Origin of the sequence: Streptosporangium sp. OZ121 (assembly GCF_051918885.1) — a bacterium.
Taxonomy (GTDB): Bacteria; Actinomycetota; Actinomycetes; order Streptosporangiales; family Streptosporangiaceae; genus Streptosporangium.
Genome location: NZ_JBPXMC010000029.1, coordinates 21,643 through 39,454 on the forward strand (window position 1 = coordinate 21,643; position 17,812 = coordinate 39,454).

The 17,812-nt window shown below is 69.2% G+C and carries 15 protein-coding genes; 10 read left to right on the forward strand and 5 right to left on the reverse strand.

Annotated elements, in window-relative coordinates; all coding sequences use genetic code 11:
• Positions 1 to 130: 130 nt before the first annotated feature.
• Both ACTOQ1_RS34795 and ACTOQ1_RS34800 read right to left on the reverse strand, forming a co-directional pair.
• The gene (locus tag ACTOQ1_RS34795) at positions 131 to 568 is read right to left on the reverse strand and encodes a hypothetical protein (protein ID WP_440072221.1); all 438 of its coding nucleotides are present in this window, start codon (positions 566 to 568) and stop codon (positions 131 to 133) included.
• Between the two features lie 126 nt (positions 569 to 694).
• Complete coding sequence (locus ACTOQ1_RS34800) at positions 695 to 1,117, reverse strand: hypothetical protein (RefSeq protein ID WP_440072222.1); 423 nt, start codon at positions 1,115 to 1,117, stop codon at positions 695 to 697.
• A 752-nt stretch (positions 1,118 to 1,869) separates the two neighbouring features.
• Between ACTOQ1_RS34800 and ACTOQ1_RS34805 the strand changes: the two genes are divergently transcribed.
• Together ACTOQ1_RS34805 and ACTOQ1_RS34810 are read left to right on the forward strand one after the other, a co-directional pair.
• The gene (locus ACTOQ1_RS34805) at positions 1,870 to 2,406 is read left to right on the forward strand and encodes a hypothetical protein (RefSeq protein ID WP_440072223.1); all 537 of its coding nucleotides are present in this window, start codon (positions 1,870 to 1,872) and stop codon (positions 2,404 to 2,406) included.
• Positions 2,407 to 3,624: 1,218 nt separating this feature from the next.
• Entirely contained in the window at positions 3,625 to 3,879 is a 255-nt protein-coding gene (locus tag ACTOQ1_RS34810) for a hypothetical protein (protein WP_440072224.1), read from the forward strand.
• Positions 3,880 to 4,157: 278 nt separating this feature from the next.
• On the opposite strand, the gene ACTOQ1_RS34815 is transcribed toward ACTOQ1_RS34810, so the two are convergent.
• Both ACTOQ1_RS34815 and ACTOQ1_RS34820 read right to left on the reverse strand, forming a co-directional pair.
• Positions 4,158 to 4,295, reverse strand: coding sequence for a hypothetical protein (locus tag ACTOQ1_RS34815; RefSeq protein ID WP_440072225.1), 138 nt, complete (start codon positions 4,293 to 4,295; stop codon positions 4,158 to 4,160).
• A gap of 269 nt (positions 4,296 to 4,564) precedes the next feature.
• Entirely contained in the window at positions 4,565 to 4,963 is a 399-nt protein-coding gene (locus ACTOQ1_RS34820; protein WP_440072226.1) for a hypothetical protein, read from the reverse strand.
• 758 nt (positions 4,964 to 5,721) lie between these two features.
• On the opposite strand from ACTOQ1_RS34820, the gene ACTOQ1_RS34825 reads away from it, so the two are divergent.
• The 4 genes from ACTOQ1_RS34825 to ACTOQ1_RS34840 all read left to right on the forward strand — a co-directional run bounded on the left by ACTOQ1_RS34825 (position 5,722) and on the right by ACTOQ1_RS34840 (position 10,601).
• Entirely contained in the window at positions 5,722 to 5,862 is a 141-nt protein-coding gene (locus ACTOQ1_RS34825) for a hypothetical protein (RefSeq protein WP_440072227.1), read from the forward strand.
• 245 nt (positions 5,863 to 6,107) lie between these two features.
• Complete coding sequence (locus ACTOQ1_RS34830; protein WP_440072228.1) at positions 6,108 to 6,992, forward strand: hypothetical protein; 885 nt, start codon at positions 6,108 to 6,110, stop codon at positions 6,990 to 6,992.
• Positions 6,993 to 7,928: 936 nt separating this feature from the next.
• Complete coding sequence (locus ACTOQ1_RS34835) at positions 7,929 to 8,291, forward strand: hypothetical protein (protein ID WP_440072229.1); 363 nt, start codon at positions 7,929 to 7,931, stop codon at positions 8,289 to 8,291.
• Positions 8,292 to 9,503: 1,212 nt separating this feature from the next.
• Positions 9,504 to 10,601, forward strand: a complete 1,098-nt coding sequence (locus ACTOQ1_RS34840) for a helix-turn-helix domain-containing protein (protein WP_440072230.1) — start codon at positions 9,504 to 9,506, stop codon at positions 10,599 to 10,601.
• A gap of 356 nt (positions 10,602 to 10,957) precedes the next feature.
• Here the strand turns inward: ACTOQ1_RS34840 and ACTOQ1_RS34845 are convergent, their stop codons facing one another.
• On the reverse strand, positions 10,958 to 12,046 hold the full coding sequence (locus ACTOQ1_RS34845; protein ID WP_440072231.1) for a tyrosine-type recombinase/integrase: 1,089 nt from the start codon (positions 12,044 to 12,046) through the stop codon (positions 10,958 to 10,960).
• Between the two features lie 99 nt (positions 12,047 to 12,145).
• Between ACTOQ1_RS34845 and ACTOQ1_RS34850 the strand changes: the two genes are divergently transcribed.
• The 4 genes from ACTOQ1_RS34850 to ACTOQ1_RS34865 all read left to right on the forward strand — a co-directional run bounded on the left by ACTOQ1_RS34850 (position 12,146) and on the right by ACTOQ1_RS34865 (position 17,764).
• Complete coding sequence (locus tag ACTOQ1_RS34850) at positions 12,146 to 13,240, forward strand: hypothetical protein (RefSeq protein WP_440072232.1); 1,095 nt, start codon at positions 12,146 to 12,148, stop codon at positions 13,238 to 13,240.
• Positions 13,241 to 13,404: 164 nt separating this feature from the next.
• Positions 13,405 to 16,455, forward strand: coding sequence for a Tn3 family transposase (locus ACTOQ1_RS34855; RefSeq protein ID WP_440072233.1), 3,051 nt, complete (start codon positions 13,405 to 13,407; stop codon positions 16,453 to 16,455).
• Positions 16,424 to 16,801 (forward strand): DUF6193 family natural product biosynthesis protein, encoded by a 378-nt coding sequence (locus ACTOQ1_RS34860; RefSeq protein WP_440072234.1) that lies wholly within the window; start codon positions 16,424 to 16,426, stop codon positions 16,799 to 16,801. The genes ACTOQ1_RS34855 and ACTOQ1_RS34860 overlap by 32 nt, the downstream gene beginning before the upstream one ends.
• Before the next feature lie 39 nt (positions 16,802 to 16,840).
• On the forward strand, positions 16,841 to 17,764 hold the full coding sequence (locus tag ACTOQ1_RS34865) for a recombinase family protein (RefSeq protein WP_440072235.1): 924 nt from the start codon (positions 16,841 to 16,843) through the stop codon (positions 17,762 to 17,764).
• Positions 17,765 to 17,812: the final 48 nt, after the last annotated feature.

The window sequence follows — 17,812 nt, forward strand, 5'->3', positions numbered from 1 at the left end:
AGCCGCATGCGCGCTCGTCGGCCTGGACCTCCTATGGCTACGGCGAGCCCCACCCGGGTCTGTCCAGTGAACGCCTCCAGGCCCGGCCTCACCCGAACACGGAGATCCGCAGCTAGAGCCATGATCAATCTCAGTGCCAACGGCTGTACCGATGTTCCCCAAGGCCGGAGTGGGTGGTGCGGCGGATGAAGTCGCGGGTGACCTGGGTGCCGGCTTCGCCGAGGAAGTGTGCCAGGTCCTCGGAGATGAGGGTCTTGTCGATGCCGATGGTCATCTCGTGGGGGGTGATCTCCACGATGGCGAGTTGGTCGGCGAGGTCGGCGCTGCGGCGGAACCGGATGCGCAGGGCCGGTGTGGGGAGTGTTTCGTCCACGGGGTGCAGCAGGTTGAGCACGGTGGCGCTGATCGTGTCCATCGGGGTGGTCAGTTCAGGGCTGAACTGCATCTCGTTGACATGGACGATGATCTGGTGGCCGGGGAGCAGGCGGATGACCCCGGGGCAGCCGAATGCCAGGGGGGTGCGGTGGAACCGTGCCGATGGCCGGGACGACGATGACGGGTTGATCACGCACCGAGGCCTTTCTGCCCAAGCTGTTTCCTGAGCGTTTGTACGGTGTGCAGATCGCTCGGATGCCTGGAGAGTTTGGCGTATCTGACCCCGGTAACGATGGCGTATGAGGAAAGCTCCTATTCCTCATGGTCGGTGCCGCTCTTTACCGCCGGGGTCTGGTCGCGTGGCGTCGATCGCTCGTTGGAGCTCGTTGGCCAGGCGTGTGTACTGCTCGGGGGTGTAGTCCCCGGGCACGCGAAAGATCAGCCTCTCACCCCCACCCGTCCGGATATCGGCGATCTCCCACCCCATCCACTGGGTGATGGCCATCGCCTTCACGCTGTCGGGGTCAAGGCCGAGTCCTACCGCCAGAGCGTTCAGGCGCCATACGTCGGGCATGCGGGGCACCCGGCCGCTCAGCACGTCGGTTATCCACTGGGCGGTGAGGTGCTGGCCGGTCACCGGGTCCACCGACAGCAGGGCGAGCGTGCGAATACTGAGGTCTTTTACCTTGACGTAATCGCGGATGTGGTCGCTCAGCGGGGTGGGGGATGGATCTGCTGTCACGCGCCATGACGGCATTTGGTTGTCAGCTCCTCAACTTTTTCTCGCCGTGATCGCCATCATGATGCCTGCTGGATCCTGACAGCGCGCAACGATCCTCTGCAAACCCCGGGAACCGCCGTTGTCAACAAGATGGATGGCGCTGTGGCTCCCGCGGCGGAAAGCTCGGACGCGAAACCTTTCGAGTTCCCCGGTATCGCCTGCCCATTCGCATTACAGTGCGACACGCAGTTGAGTTGTCAGCAAAATCTGATGACAGAGCAACCCATCGGAGAGGTTGGCGATGGCGGGAAAGCCGCAAATGCACCTGCGGAGCGCGGCGCTCTTGCGTGTACTCATATCCGGCGAAACGGCTGGCAGTGTTACCGCGTTCGCACACCGTGCGTCCCTCACCAGGCAGTGTATTAACAGCCTGCTCAAACGAGGCACGTGCCGCCGCACCACCGCGGACGCCGTCGCGTCGGCGGCGGGCGTGCCCACCCTCGACCTGTTCGACCCTCTGTTGTCAGCAAAATCTGCTGACACAGAAGCTCTGTGATCTTCGTCGTGTACGCACCTGACCGGGTGACCCCATGCTCTCGATCGTCGGAGCGGCTCTCGCCGCGAGGGCCCGGGCACACGCGCCGCCTCGACGAAAGGACGCGTCCCGGCACGTCGTCGTCGACGGCTCCGGGAACGCGTATCCGGCACCACCTCAGCCTCGGCGGGAGCCCACAGGCTCCCATAGATCTCGCGAGAGGAGTCGTCTGTTGACGATGAAAAGAGTACTCATCACCGGTGTCCTGGCCACATCCGCGATCGTGGTGGCCGCTCCCGCGGCGCAGGCCGCCCCGCTGACCGGCGTGGCGGCCACGACCGCCCAGGCGGCCGCAAGTCCCTCCCCGGGGAGCGGGTGGGGCCCGGGCGGTTTCGCCGGCTTCAGGAGGGGCGACCTTCCCTGGGACCGGTACGGCCCGCGCGTCCACAGGTACGTGCTGGGAGGGCGCACCTACATCCTGCCCAGCTGCCAGTACGTCGTGAACGGCGGCGTGTACGTCACGCCCAGCTGCGGACCGGGCCAGCGCCGCCCGGTCTACATCGTGAGCGGCCGCCACTACGCCCTGCCCGGCGGCTGGCACGGCCGGTCCTTCGGCTCCGGCCACTGGTACGGCCGCGCCGGTGGCCCCGGCCACGGGTTCAGCCGGCCCATCGGCCCCGGCCTCTGGGACGGCCGGCCCGGTCACCGCCACGGCTCGGCCTGGGACGGCGCAGACGGGCGGGACGGTGTCCGGGACCGCGTGACACGGCGCTGACAAGCGGTGTGCTCACCGGCTGCCCGGACGTGCGCGGCCCCGTGGAGTCCGGACGATGACTCAGCCGGACCACGTTCAGCCGTCCGGAGACGTCAGGTCAGCGTCTCCGGACGGCCTCTCGGCCTGGCCGTCCCTACCGGATCCAGGTGACGGCCCGGCTGTGGCGCCGCCGCCGTAGCGCCGGGGACGAGCGCACCGCGGTGTCCTTCGCCCTCCGGAACGCCGGCCGTCGGCTGTGACGGCACCGCCCAGCCCCGCGAGGGGGTCTCAACCACAACGCGGATTCTCAAGCGGTCTTGACCTGGGGCGATCACGTTGATCAGAAGATGCCGCCGAACTCCTTCTTCCCACGTCCAGGGTCTTGGTCGTCGTCAATCCCCTCACCTCGGTACCCCCTGGACATCCGAGGCAATCGACGACAACAACCTCATCCGCCGGCGACGGACCCTCGGACGCGTCGGCGACGAAGGAGTCGCTATGAATATGAATGTGTACTGGTGGGTTAGCGGGACGGTGCTCCCGGCGCTGCTCGTGGCGGCGGCCTGGCGCCCGTGCCGGGCCGCCCTGGTCCGGCCTCGGCTGTTCGACGATCTCGCCGAGGTCGCGCCCGACGACGTCCAGCCGTACGCCCTCAGCGGTGTCAGATGGCGCTCCGCCACGCCGATCATGGATATCTGGGACCAGACGCGCACGCCGCGAGGCGTTCCGCGGACGTCACCCCCGTCTCCGTTCGCAGGCCGCCCGATGCCAGGGGACGGCGCCCACCAGGCGGCCGGGCGTCTCCCGGCACCGGCGGCGCCCCACGGGAGAAGACGTGCGGACCGCCGGGCCACGCACAGGCGCGGATGATCGCCCGGCCCGGTGCCCGTCACGTTCGCGGAACACCGCGGCGGGCACCGGGCCGGGCCTGGGAAACGGGGCGCGCACAGCGCCCGGACCTGCCGGACGATTTACCCAGAACGTGGCACCGCCCGCCACCCGCGTCACTTGATTGCCGTCCATTGACCTGCCCGCGTCCAGAACCATGATCAGAAGCTGGATAGCGTAATAGTGGTCACGATGAGTGATCGAAATCGAACGGGAGGTCACATGACAATGATTCGCCGACTGCTTCTGGTCGGTTCCGCTTGTGCTGCTCTGGCTGTCGCGGCTCCTGGTGCCGCCTCGGCCTCTGCGTCCACTTCGTACCAGCCGCTCAAAGTCACGCAGGCCACCACCATGGCCCACGGCGGGAACTGGGGCGGCGGCCACTGGGGCGGTCGTCCGTGGGGCGGCCACTGGGGCGGTCGTCCGTGGGGCGGTTTCGGGGGCCTTCCCTGGGGCGGTTTCGGGGGCCTTCCCTGGGGCGGCTTCGTGGGCGGGGGCTTCGTGAACGCCGGCTTCGTGGGAGGTGGCGTGACGGTCGTCGGCGGTGGCTGTGGCGTCCAGTACGCCCCCATCTGCGGCCCCGTCTGCGCCCCTGTCTGCTACTGATCCGCCGCTTCTTCATAGGTGACCGGGTTTAACGGTTGCCCATGACAATTTTCACTCCCTGTTGTCAGCGAATTCCGCTGACAACAGGGAGTGTGACCTTCGTCGCGTGTGTCCCCGGCCACGGCTTACGAGCCTGCGATCATCAGGCCGGTCGGCACGACGCACCGAAGGCATGAAGGCGGGAAGGCGGCGGGGCGTGTGACCGGCCTGCCGGACCGCCTGGCGGCCCTCCCTGGGGGAAAACCCTCCCAGGTACACGCCGGGACGATCGAGCCGCTTCAGGGCGTGCCGGCGGCCACGCCCGGCGATTCCAGGCCGGCCCCGGTGGCGAGTACGGCGTCCACCCCACGCGCCTCCTCGTAACGGAGCCCTCGCGGGCGCGGGACGGTGAGCGCGCCGGTGAAGCGACGTGCCACCGATGGCCGACGGCGGCACTCGCCGGCGACGCCCCGGGCATGGGGTCACGGTGACCAGCCGGCCTGGACCTCGCTGGTCTGGTCGTGGCGTCGAGCCGGTCGGCGAGTCTGCGATGCCGCCGCGATTCCCGGCCCCGGCGCCGACACGCCGGGGCCGGGATGGGCGGCGAGCAGGGCTCGGCGCAAGGCGGCCGTCGTGGGCGCGGTTGTTTTGTTCCGGTCCGGTGTGCGGTCTCGGTGGGTCAGGTCGCGGGTGGGTTCGTGGGGGGTTAGGTGGTGCGGCGGATGAAGTCGCGGGTGACCTGGGTGCCGGCTTCGCCGAGGAAGTGTGCCAGGTCCTCGGAGATGAGGGTCTTGTCGATGCCGATGGTCATCTCGTGGGGGGTGATCTCCACGATGGCGAGTTGGTCGGCGAGGTCGGCGCTGCGGCGGAACCGGATGCGCAGGGCCGGTGTGGGGAGTGTTTCGTCCACGGGGTGCAGCAGGTTGAGCACGGTGGCGCTGATCGTGTCCATCGGGGTGGTCAGTTCAGGGCTGAACTGCATCTCGTTGACATGGACGATGATCTGGTGGCCGGGGAGCAGGCGGATGACCCCGGGGCAGCCGAATGCCAGGGGGGTGCGGTGGAACCGTGCCGATGGCCGGGACGACGATGACGGGTTGATCACGCACCGAGGCCTTTCTGCCCAAGCTGTTTCCTGAGCGTTTGTACGGTGTGCAGATCGCTCGGATGCCTGGAGAGTTTGGCGTATCTGACCCCGGTAACGATGGCGTATGAGGAAAGCTCCTATTCCTCATGGTCGGTGCCGCTCTTTACCGCCGGGGTCTGGTCGCGTGGCGTCGATCGCTCGTTGGAGCTCGTTGGCCAGGCGTGTGTACTGCTCGGGGGTGTAGTCCCCGGGCACGCGAAAGATCAGCCTCTCACCCCCACCCGTCCGGAAATCGGCGATTCCCTCCTTCTCCCGGGGGTGAGGTGCCGGCCGGTGAGGGCGCCACCGAATGACCTGGGGTCCCGTCCTCGATGTGATCGCGGATGCGGCCGCCCGGCGGGACGGGTGACGGCTCCGCCGCCATGCGCCATGACGGCATTCGGTTGTCGTTTCCTCACCTTTTTCTCGCCATGATCGCCATCATTATGCCTGCTGAATTCCGACAATTGGCAAAAATCCTCTGAGAAAACCGATAGCGGTTCCGTCAATGGGGTGAATCACAGAACGCACTCATCTTGAGAACAGGTATGTCAGACCTTCCGGGTTCACCTGCGCTCGCCGAGCGATTCGCATTACAGTCCCACCTGCAGTCGGGCTGTCAGCAAAATCTGATGACGCGCAATACGTCGAAAGGGACTGCGATGGTGGGAAAGCCACAAATGCACTCGCGAAGCACAGTGCTCATGAGCGGCCTGACACCTGGAAGCAGTCGCGGTGTGGCTGAATTCGTTCGCCACGTGGCTCTCACCGAGCAGCGTGCCGGCGGTCCGGTCAAGGAAGGCGCGTTCCGCCGCACCGGAGCGAACGCCGCCAGGTCGGTGGCGGGCGTGTGCGTCGCCGACCTGTTCGGCCCCTGATTGTCAGCAAAATCTGCTGACAATCAGGGGCCGGCAACGCTCGCTGTGCGGTGCCCGATCTGAAGTGTCCGCGCCCTTGATCTTCAGGTGGCGATCCCACCAAGAGCTCGGCCCAGACCGTCTCGACCGAAAAACGATGTTCTGTCGCGTCGTTCTCCGCTGGCTCCCCGAATGCGCACTCGTCATTCCGCCGGCCTGGACGGGGCTCGCCCCCGCCGGTAAACCTCACGAAAAGGAGTCGTCCCTTGACGATGAAAAAAGCTCTCGTCGCCGGTGCTCTCACCGCGGCCGCGCTGGTCACTCCAGCGGCGCTGGCCGACATCTCCGCGAGCGCGGCGACCGCGACCACCACGGCGGCCGCGCAGGCGGCCACCACCCCGTACCCCGGCAACTCGTGGAGCCGGGGAGGCGGTTACCGCGGGTACGGTTCGAACAGTCATGGATACAGCCAGCGCGGCGGTCGCGTCTACGTTCTGGACGGCCGCCAGTACACCCTGCCCAGCTGCCAGTCCGTCGTGAACGGCGGCGTGTACATCACCCCCAGCTGCGGACCGGGCCAGCGCCGCCCGGTCTACATCGTGGACGGCCGCCAGTACGCCCTGCCGGGCGCCTGGGACGCCGAGTCCGTCGGCCTGCCCGGCCGCTGGTACGGCCTGCCCGGTCAGGAGTACGGCGCCGGCGACGGCCGCGTCTACATTCTGAACGGCCGCCAGTACACCCTCCCCAGCTGCCAGTACGTCATGAACGGCGGCGTGTACGTCACGCCCAGCTGCGGACCGGGCCAGCGCCGCCCGGTCTACATCGTGAGCGGCCGCCAGTACGCCCTGCCGGGTGACTGGTGCGACGAGCCCGTCGGCCTGCCCGGCCGCTGGTACGGCCTGCCCGGCCGCGGCTACGGTCACCCCGGCTGGCACGGCGGTGGCGGTGGTCAGCACGGCGGTTGGGGCGGTCAGCCCGGTGGCGGCCAGCATGGTGGCGGCGGCCAGCCCGGCGGTGGCGGCGGCGGCCAGCCCGGCGGTGGGGGTCAGCCCGGCGGTGGCGGCCAGCCCGGCGGGGGTCAGCCCGGCGGCGGGGGTCAGCCCGGCGGTGGCGGTGGCGGCCAGCCCGGTGGCGGCGGCCAGCACCGCTGACACGGGCCTGCGGCAACTGGTGACATCGCTGCCGGACGCCCGAACACCCGGACGCCCGGACACCCGGATGTTCCAGTGCCCGCGCGGACGAGCGGTGAACGCTCGTACGCACCCGGGACGCGAGCGGCGACAGAGCCCGTACAGGCACGAAGGAAGCCCGTTCCGCGAGATTGACGGAAATGCCCGGGTGCTCGGCACGCGTCTTCGGCCGAACCCGTGACGGGTTGTCCTCCACGGCGAACCTGGCGGTAGGGGGCGGAGGCGCCGACCGCCAGGCGATCGTTTCCGGTCACGGCCGGGACCTCGATGAACGGCGGCAAGATGGCCTGGGAACCGGTGGGGAACCACGAACAGGTCGCCGCCGTCATCGGAGGACAACGGCGGCATGGTGACCGGCGGCGAACGCCTGCTCGGCCACGGCGACGCCGACGCCGCCGATGGGAAGGCGCCGTGACCACGACCGATCAGGTGGTGCTCAAGGGAGTGCCGCTCTCGGGCGGGGACCGGCGACTCGCCGGAGCAGGCGGTGACGGTCTGGTGCGTGGTGCAGGTCGGGGGGACCAACACCACACGGCACCGGCCGTTTCGAGGCGGAGCCGCCGAAACGGCGGTGTCGAGCCCCTCGGTGCCGAGGGTGGCTCCGGCCTCGACGCCGGCCGAACTCCTCGCGATCGGGCAGTGGCGTCCCCGGCATACCCGGAACATCACCGGTGACGCCGGTGGAGGTCGCGGCCGCCGAGAAGCGGGGGAGGGCGACACCCCGGAGTCGTTTGGGGCGACTCCGGGGGTCATGCCCAGCCTGTCGCCCGGCGAGCCGTCACGATTCGGCCAATCTCTCCATGTGCCCGAGCGACCCCCCAGGACGCCGGTGCCAAGAGCGAGCCTCCTGCGCCGGCGGCGGGTCGCCGGAACAGGGCTGCGATGAAGGGAGTCGCGATGAACGCGCACCTGTGGATTACCGGGACATTGCTGATACCGCTCGCGGGGCTGGCCTGGCCCGCCTGGCTGACCTTCCTGTTCTGGCACCGGCCTCAGCTGCTCGATGGCGTCGAGACCATGTTCGACAAGATCGAGGTGTACACACTCGTCAGTGTCGGCGCCGAACGGTGCACCACCACACTGATCACAGCCACCTGGGACCAGGTCGCCGCGCAGGCCGTGAAGCGTTCCACGGAGATCGGCTCCGTCTATGTCTGCGTGCTGCACGGCGTCCGGGAGTGGTACTGGCAGTACGGCCGTATGACCAATGTCGTCATCGGCGAGCACAAGGATGATCGTCGCCCGTCGGACACACCGTAACGACGGCGATCGGCACACCCCGTCGCAGTTCGCCGGACCGCGCCCATCGGCCGCGGCAGAACGGAAGGTCTGAGCCATGAGCGCCGGCACCGGAGAAGTGATCCCGACCGGTCGAGACAGGCGCGGGGGGCGCGTCGGCGCCGCTGACGTCCGTCCGCGCTCCGCCGGCCTTGCCGGGTGGTTCAAGCGAACCCGCCGGATCCTCCTGACCGCCTGGCAACGGCTCGTGATCGGCGAGGGGCTGCCGCTGAGCCGGAGCCGTCGCGCCCCTCGAACCCGTCGTGGCCGTGTTCGACAATCCGGGCGTCCCGCGGGCGCCCGTGGGGGCCTGCACCGCAAGGACTCCGATGAGTGCCCCCACGTTCAACAGCGAACCGCCGGTGCCGCGGGCCGCCACCGGGCGACGCGGCCACGACCGAGTCACGACCGGCCAGGCCACCGCGATCCGAGAGCGGAGCGCGACAGGGCGGACGCACCGACCGAACCTATCCGGCGGGTTCAGCCATGGTTCACGGACGCGGTTTCATGAGGATCCCGTCCGACGGGCGATCACCCGTCCGCCTCGGTCGCACTCACCTCAGGATCGATCTCGGCTCATTACCCTGAGCAATCATTCTGTACCATTTCGATAAACCTTATTACTCTGTGTTGATGTGAATCCTACTTTGCGTACATGTCCATTGAATTTTCAAACGGTGTGACACCGGCGACGTGCTGTCACCGGGGTGGCCCGCCCTTACGGACCGGACGGAAGGAGCCCCTCCCGCGAGATGCCGCGCACAGGGCGTCGACCAGACGACGAGGGCCGGAACCGGAGCGGACCCGCATGCGGCGGCCGTCCGCGACCCGCCCAGGCCCGGGAGGTGGAGGCCGCCCGGCGACAACGGGCAGGGCGTGGGGGAGGCCGTGATTCGCGGCGAGTCCTGGAGCGCGGTCCGGCCCGGAGAGGCCGGCGACCGGCGACGGGAGCACGGTCGTGCTTCGACCACTTCGCCGAGGTGCCCGAAGGCGGCCCCGGGAAAGCCGCCCCGGACGGCCAGCCGCTCTCCCGCGGCCGGCACCGTCTCGTGACCCTCTTGGGCACTCTCCCCCTCCCGTACAGGGGCAGACCAGGCAAACCCGAATGGAGCGTTCCATTTTTCTCGTAACACTCAGAGTGCCGCACAGCTCCGAGGTCAACGCCCGGCTCTGCCAAGATAGGGCGGAGGCGGTATGAGCGCGCCCGGCCAGCCCCCGACGCCCCGGTCGCGAGGTGAGGGAAACGCCGCGGCCACCCGGGCGGGCACGGTTCCAGGTGGGGCGGCGGACCTCGGCGAGCAGATCATCGTCACCGCCGGGCGGCGCGCCCCGTTCACCCAGCTCGGCGACTGGGTGGTGCTCGGCGACATCGACTGCCAGGCCAAGGCCCTGTACTGGGCACTGGCGATGCACGTCAATCAGCAGCGCGGCGACTTCACCGTCTGGCCCTCGCGCGAGGCCCTGGCCGAGATCCTCGGCTACAGCCGCCCCCAGTCCGTCGACCGCTACATCGACCAGCTGGTGGAGCTCGGTGCGATCGACGTCTACGAACAACGCGTCAGCGGCGGGCTGCGTGGCCGCCACGTGTACGAGATCCACCAGACCCCGCCTCCCGGCTACGCCGGGCTCATCTCCTCAGCCGACTTCCACCAGGCACGCAAGGCACGCCTGGCCGCCGAAAAGGCCGGCAAAGACGCAGCACACTCCGTTGTGCGCTCCAGCGCACAACGTGGTGCGCCCCAGCGCATCCCGGTTGTGCGCCCCAGCGCATCCGGGTCGTGCGCTGGGGCGCACACGAACCAGACGAAGATGAAGAAGACCAAGAAGAGCGATACGAAGACCTCCTCCGCCCCCTCCTCCGCCGCCCTCCCCGACGGTGTGCCCCCGAAAGGGGAGGAAGGACAGGAGTCTCCAGCCACCGGGCAGGACGCGGCGCTCGGCACCCACTTTCCCGCCAAGGCGCCGGGTGACACTCCGGCGCAGACCGTCCCGAGCGAGGCCGCGACGACGTTCCTGCGGACCCTGCCCGCTCCCTGGCGGCTCGCCGCCTCCGTTGTCGTCAAGGCCACCCCTGCCGTGGCGGCCGCCCTGGCGGACGGATGGACGACCATGGCGTTGCGCGAGCATCTGACCCGGAATCCCGGCGGCATCCGCGACCACGGCCGGGTCCTGCTGCACCGCCTGAACGATCTGCCCGCCCCGCCGCGGAACAGCCCCGCCTGCCCGCGGCACCCCGGAGCCCGCCGCCGAGGCGACGAATGTGGCAGCTGCTGGGCCGACCGTCAGGGCTGAACCGCCACCGGCCGATCGGCCTCCGGCACCGACCGGCCTGCCCACGTACGCGGCGCTCCATCTCCGCGACCATGAACATCAGGTTGTCCATCCGCCGATACGGTTCAGCCGTCACGTCACCGCCGGCGCTGCTCGGCCCATCGACGGCGAACGTCGGCCACCAGCTCGGCGATCGCCTTGTCCCGGGTGGCCGAACGGTGTGCCAGCGGACCATGATCAATCTCAGCGCCAACGGCTGTACCGATGTTCCCCAAGGCCGAAGTCGTCCGCGCCAAAGGCTTTGAATCTACAATGTAAAGTAGCCGGGTTGCGAGAGAATCAAGCCGAAGAACAGCAGATCTGACCGGAGAGGGAGCTCATCCACCCTCTTCGCGCAGTCGCTTCAGAACCTCGCCCAGGGGCAACTCGGCGACGAGGGCGGCCGACAGGGCGGCGTCCTCCTCGATCCCGCGCGTGCGGCGGTGATAGCGCTGGGTCGTGGTCGCCGAGGCGTGCCGGACCTTGTGCTGGACCCGCTGCAACGGGTGGCCGGCCTCCAGCCATGCGGTGATGGCCGAGGTGCGGACGACATGCGGGCTGATCGCCGCCGGGTCGTGCAGCCCGGCCGCGCGGGCCAGGCGGCGCAGGATCGGTGGGACGTGGTGGCGCACCAGGGCGTGACCGTTGTCGGCGAGCAGCAGCGGTCCGGTGGTGCGGCCGCGAAGATACCTGTCCAGGATCTCGATCACGCCCGGGTCCAGCGGTTCGGTACGGGTCTTGCCGCCCTTGATCGGGACCGCGAGCAGGGTGCGGCCGCCCTCGCGGTGGAGCTGGTCAACGCGGGCCCGGCAGACCTCGGTGACGCGGAACGCCGAGACGTACAACAGCAGCACCAGGGCGAGGTCGCGGAGGTCGCCTCCGGCGGCCTGGATCATCTTCCCGATCTCCTCGTTCCGCCGGGCCGGGGTGACGCCCTCGGTGCTGACCTTCGGGCGCTCGAGCTCGCGCACCGGGTTGGCCGCGACCACCTGGCGGGCGGCGAGGTGTTTGTAGAGGGCCGACAGCGACGCCAGCCGGCGGGCCCGGCTCGCGGGCGACAGGGGCTTGCGGTACCGGCCGATCATGTCGCGCATGGCGTCGGCGTAGGCCGCCACCACGTCCATACCGACCGCGAGCAGGTTCACCGGCGCGTCATCGGCCTCGACGTGGTGGCGCTCACGTAGCCACTCGACGAACGCACGCACGTCGGTGGCGTAAGCGGCGCGGGTGTTGTCGGCATCGATGGTGTTGAGCCAGGTCTCCACCGGCCCGGCCGCCGGGGAGTCCTGGCCGATGGCGCGGGCCAGCGACAGCCGGGCCGCGCCCGCCTCGGTGAGCCCGGCGCGCTCGGTGTCGGACAGCCACCGCCGGACCCCGGTGGGTGGCGTCGCGACGCCCCCCGCTCGCAGGTCAACGATCTTCGTCATGGCCTCCATAATACTAATTATGGAGGCCATGCATTCTTGAATCCGGAAACTAAAACATTTCCGGTTTCCGGAAAAGGGAGGGGTGTTACGCTGATCACCATGACCTCGATCCCGGATGCCCCGCCGACCGTGCCCGAGGCCCCTGCCGCGTCCGGCGCCGCCGAGATGATCGCCTGCCGGCACTGCGGCACCGCCTTCGCCCGGCCGAAGGCCACGGGACGGCGCCCGGAGTACTGCCCGGACACCTCCTGCGCCACCGAGGCCAAGACCGCCCGCCGGCTGGCCGGCCACCGCGCCGTCGACGAGCGATTGAGCCGACTGGCCGAGCTGGCCGACCGCCAGGCCCCCGCGCTGCGCGCGCAGATCGCCGCGGGCACCGAACAGTTGCGGCTGCTCACCGAACTGCGCTCCGGCCTGCTGCAACGCAACACCGACCTGGAGCGCGAGGCCGAGCAGGCCGAGGCCCGGGCCGAGGCCGCCGACCAGCGGGCACGCGACGCCGAGCAGGCGATGCGGGCCGCGCGGACGCGGGCCACCGCCGATCAGGCGGCCCGCGCCGCGGCCGAGCGGGCCGCCGAACAGGCCGGGCGAGACGCGCAGAGCCGGATCGCCGCGCACGAACACGCCCGGGGCCAGGCCGAAGGCCGCGTCACCGCCGCCCTGGAGGCCCGGGACCGGGCCGAGAAAGCCTTGAGCGAGCAGGCCACGATCGTGGCCGCCGAGCGCGAGCGGGCCGCCGCCGAGCGGGCGGGCCTGCAGGCCCGCCTCACCGAGCTGCGGGACGCCCTGGCCGCCGGAAGCGCCGCAGCGGACGCCCTCACCGACCGGCTGAAGAGCGCAGAAGCTCGGGCGAGCGCAGCCGAGGCCGGCCGCGCGTCCGCGCTGGCCGCCGCCGAGGAGGCCCGTGCCGAGACCACCCGGGTGCGCGAGCACCTGCTCGCCGGCACCGAGCAGGTCCGCGCGGACCTCACCGCGCAGATCACCCGGCTGCGCGAGGAGATCACTACCGGGCAGCGCGCACTGCAGCAGGCGCGCACCGCGACCGCCATCGCCGAGACCCGGCTGCGCGACGCGCACGAGAGCCGGCAACAGGCCAGCGGGGAGATCGAGCGCGCGGTCCAGCAGGCCGTGGCCCGGCTGCTCGCCGAGCGTCCAGCCGAGCACGGGGCTGAGGAATTCAGGAACAGCGGTTGACGCTGATAATGATCATGGTGTGAGGCGGGGATGCGCAGGCGCTGATCCTTTGGTCTAGGGGCATGACGAGCATCGGAACGAAAAGTCCCGTTAGCAGCCGCCCCAGCTAACTATTTGATCTTCTGCTCGCCCTGGCTGCTGGGGCTGCCCTACTTTCGGCGGCTATGCCAGTTAAGTTCTTAAGTGATGATGAGGCGACCGCATACGGCCGGTTCTCGGGGGCTCCGTCCCAGGCGGAGCTGGAGCGATTCTTCTTCCTGGACGACGCGGACCGAGCGCTGGTCACCGAGCGGCGCGGGGTACACCACCGTCTGGGCTTTGCCCTGCAGCTGACCACCGCTCGGTTCATCGGACGCTTCCTGACCGACCCGCTGGACGCGCCCGAGGAGGTGGTGCAGTATCTCGCCGACCAGCTCGGGATCGAGGACGTCGCGCAGATCGACCGTTACACCGAGCGGCGCAACACGTCGTTCGAACACCAAGAGGTGATCCGGGACGCTTACGCATTGAAGGAGTTCTCCCACGCAGAGGCGGACTTCGTTGCCTGGGCTGATGCGCGGGCATGGAACACCGGCGACGGCAAGAAGACGATCTTCTATGACGGGGTGACGTGGCTACGCACCAACAAGGTCCTGCTGCCCGGGGTGACCACGCTGGCCCGGCTGGTCGCCCGGGTCCGTGATGAGGCCACCGACCGGCTCTACGACACCCTGTATGAGGTGCTGTCCCCACGCCAGCGGGTGATCTTGGAGATGCTGCTGGAGGTGCCCGACGGCAGGCGCGCCTCAGACTTGGAACGCTGGCGCAAGAGCCCGGCGGCGACCTCGGGTAAGAACCTGGAGAAGGCGCTGGAGCGCGCGGCGGAGATCCTCGGGGTGGGGCTGGGGATCATGCCGCTGCCACCGCAGGTGCCGCACCGGCGGATGGTGGACCTGGCCCGTTACGGCATGCAGGCCACCGCGACCACCCTGCGCCACCACGGCCCCTCACGTCAGCTCGCCACACTGCTGGCCACGGGGATCTACCTGGAGGGCAAGGCGGTCGACGACTGCCTGGAGATGCTGGATCTGCTGGTCAGCACCGAACTGCTTGGCAAGGCCGAGACCGCGGCGGGTAAGGAACGGGCCCGCCAGCATCCCAAGCTGGCCAAGCACTCGGCCACGCTCGCCGCGGCGGTGGAGATGCTGCTGGAGGTCACCGAGTACGGCGAGGAGCTTCGGCTGGATCAGGTGTGGGAGGCGATCGACGCCATCGTGCCGCGGCGGGAGCTGCGCGAGGCTGTCGCGGCGGTGACCGAGATGGTGCCGCCGCCCGAGGCCGATGCCGATGGCGAAATGCGGGCGCTACTGGCCTCCCGCATCGCGACTGTGTCGGGGTTCCTCAAGATGCTGACCACGGTGATCGAGTTCGGGTCCAACGCCGAGGGGGCGCGGGCGCTGGCGGCGATGAAGCAGCTGCCCCGGCTGCTGGACGGCCGTAAGAAGAAGGTTACCGAGGCCGACATCGACCCCGCGCTGGTGACCGGGTCCTGGAAGCGGTTGGTGTTCAAGAACCTGCCGAACGGCAGCACGGTGGATAAGAACGCCTACACCATGTGCGTGCTCACCCAGTTCCACCGCCACCTCAAGCGCCGCGACGTCTACGCCGAGGCCTCGGCTCGCTGGCGGGATCCCCGTGGGCAGCTGCTGGACGGCGTGCGGTGGGAGGCGGCCAAGGGGCCGGCGCTGGTGGACCTGCAGCTGCCTGAGGATCCTGGGCAGCTGCTCGCCGAGCACGCGCTGGTGCTGCACCTGGCGCTCAAGAACGTTGCCGGGCAGGCCGGGCGCGAGGGGGTGGATGTGAGCGTGGATGCGCAGGGACGGTTGCACGTGGCCAAGCTGGGTGCCCTGCCGGAACCGCCGTCCCTGATTGACCTGCGCAAGCGTGTCCTGGCGATGCTGCCGCGGGTTGACCTGCCGGAACTGCTGCTGGAGGTGATGGGCCGGGTTCCGATGTTCGAAGCGGCGTTCACCTCGGTCGCCGGCGGAGTGAGCAAGCTGGCCGACTTCCCCATCTCGGTCGCGGCCTGCCTGACCGCCCAGGCGCTGAACATCGGGTATGCGCCGGTGGTGAAAGCGGGAACACCCGCGCTGGAGCGCGGACGGCTGTCGCACGTGGCGCAGAACTACCTGTCGGCCGAAACCTACACCCTGGCCAACGGCCCGCTCATCGACGAGCAGGGGCAGATCGCTTTCGCCCATGCACTTGGCGGCGGGCTGGTCGCGGCGATCGACGGGATGCGGTTCGTGGTCCCGGTGCCCTCCATCTACACCCGCCCGAACAAGAAGTACTTCGGCCGCTCGCGCGGGGTCACCTGGCTCAACATGATCAATGACCGTGGAGTGGGGCTCGGGGCGAAGGTCGTCACCGGCACGGTGCGCGACTCCCTCCACATGATCGACGTGGCGTTCCGGCGCGACGGCGGGCCGCGCCCGGAGGTCCTGGTGACCGACACCGGCTCCTACAGCGACGTCGTCTTCGGCTTGGTCCACCTGCTGGGCATGCAGTACCGGCCCGCGCTGGCCGACATCCCCGACCAGAAAGGGTGGCGCATCCAGGACGCCGACTACGGCAGCCTGTCCCGGTTCGCGCGCGGGAAGATCGACCTGGACAAGATCAGGCGGCACTGGGGCGACATCCTGCGCGTCGTGGTGTCGATCTACACCGGCGAGGTCCGCGCCTACGACCTGATGCGCATGATCCAACGGGATGGCAACCCCACCCCGCTCGGAGAGGCTATCGCTCACTACGGGCGCATCTTCAAGACCCTGCACATCCTTACCTACGCGGTCGAAGAGCCCTACCGGCGCGACATCAAGGGCGTGCGCAACCTTCAAGAATCCCGTCACGCCCTGGCCGCCAAGGTCTTCCACGGCAAGAAGGGCGAGCTGTACCAGCGCTACCACAAGGGTATGGAGGACCAGCTCGGCGCGCTCGGCCTGGTGCTCAACTGCGTCACGCTGTGGAACACCTTCTACATGGACCAGGCTCTCGATCAGCTCAAGGCCGAGGGCTACCCCCTGGCCGAGGAAGATGTCGCGCGCCTGTCGCCCTTCGTCCGCCGGCACATCAACGTGATCGGCACCTACTCCTTCGCTCAGCCCGACCTCGGTCCTGCCGGCATCCGGCTGCTGCGCAACCCCGATGAGCCGGACTGGGAGGACGACATCGTGTAGATGGCGGCGATCAACATCAGGGGGCGGAATCGACCGACTCCGCCCCCGCAACGGATCCAATCAGAACGCCATTCCCGACCTGCTGGAACGAGCCGCCGATCCAATCAGGTCCGATGTCCACTTCCGCCTCCCCTTTTCGCCTCCTACGATGGCCGCCACAGCACGCTGCACGGGCAGAAGAATCGAATCACCACGGGAAACCGGCGACTACACCCTCAGGGAGGGGCGGAACAGCGCCGTCCTGCACCACGTCACCACAGCCGCCGAAGCGATCGCCATCGCCATCGACCGAATCCCCGCAGACCTCCTGCAGACACCTTCTGAGAGCCCTGCACAGGATTCCTGAAATCAACACCGGGCGACCTGGGAAGGGACACGATCGGGCATGGCCGACCGCATCTACCTTCGGCATTCCACCGACAAGCAGACCGACGCCCGCCAACGGCACGCCCTGGCCGCGTTGCTGGCCGCCGGCGCCCCCATCTATGAGGACCCCGCCACCTCCAGCCGCCGGCTCTCCCTGGAGCGCGCGGGATTCACCCGGCTCCTGCAGGAGGCCGCCGTCGGCGACACCATCCGTATCGCCGATGCCGCCCGCCTGTTCCGCTCCGTCGCCGACATCCTCGCCCTGCGCCCCGTGCTCATCCGCCGCGGCCTGCACCTGCGGGTCGAATCCGGGCTCCTATCGGGGATCGACCTGGCCAGCGACGACCCCGGCACCAAGATGATGGTCTCGGTCCTTGCCGCAGTGCTGGAGTTCCAGCGCGACATGATCAGCGAGAACACCCGCGAAGGCGTCGCCGCCGCCGAGGCCGCAGGCAAGACCCTCGGCCGCCCCTCCGCACTCGACCAGGCCCAGGCCGCGAAAGTGGTCAAAGCATTCGGCGAAGGCGCCGCCATCAAGGCGCTGGCCCGCCGCCACCAGGTCGCTCCCAAGACGATTCGCCGGATCCTGGACGCCGTCGGCGTGCGAGACCTGCCCGGGCAACTCGACGTCCTGCCTGCCGAGGCCGACCAACAGCAGCACCGGCAGTCCAAGCCAGACCCGGAGATCACCCTCGACCTGCCCGGCCTGCTCGCTGACTACCTGCGCACCGCTGGCGACGACGCCGTCCACCAAGCCATCGCCGCAGGGCAGACCATCCGCCGCGGCCAGGGCTACTCGGTCCGCGTCACCGCACCACTCACACTGCACCGAGCGGCGCTACAGCAGAGCGCAGCCCTGGCCAAGCAAGCCGCCGGATCAGCCGCGCGCAAGGCGCACCGGACGTACACCACCCGCGTCACATCTGCCTGCAACGAACTCTAAGAACCCGCATTTCAGAGCTATATCCGTTGGATTTTCGCTGTTGCTACG

Bases quoted from the DNA above. Each gene is read 5' to 3' on its own strand.
- ACTOQ1_RS34805 (WP_440072223.1), top strand. From the start codon at position 1,870: ATGAAAAGAGTACTCATCACCGGTGTCCTGGCCACATCCGCGATCGTG.
- ACTOQ1_RS34810 (WP_440072224.1), top strand. From the start codon at position 3,625: ATGGCCCACGGCGGGAACTGGGGCGGCGGCCACTGGGGCGGTCGTCCG.
- ACTOQ1_RS34860 (WP_440072234.1), top strand. From the start codon at position 16,424: ATGAGCCGGACTGGGAGGACGACATCGTGTAGATGGCGGCGATCAACA.
- ACTOQ1_RS34855 (WP_440072233.1), top strand. From the start codon at position 13,405: ATGCCAGTTAAGTTCTTAAGTGATGATGAGGCGACCGCATACGGCCGG.
- ACTOQ1_RS34835 (WP_440072229.1), top strand. From the start codon at position 7,929: ATGAACGCGCACCTGTGGATTACCGGGACATTGCTGATACCGCTCGCG.
- ACTOQ1_RS34840 (WP_440072230.1), top strand. From the start codon at position 9,504: ATGAGCGCGCCCGGCCAGCCCCCGACGCCCCGGTCGCGAGGTGAGGGA.
- ACTOQ1_RS34865 (WP_440072235.1), top strand. From the start codon at position 16,841: ATGGCCGACCGCATCTACCTTCGGCATTCCACCGACAAGCAGACCGAC.
- ACTOQ1_RS34845 (WP_440072231.1), bottom strand. From the start codon at position 12,046: ATGACGAAGATCGTTGACCTGCGAGCGGGGGGCGTCGCGACGCCACCC.
- ACTOQ1_RS34850 (WP_440072232.1), top strand. From the start codon at position 12,146: ATGACCTCGATCCCGGATGCCCCGCCGACCGTGCCCGAGGCCCCTGCC.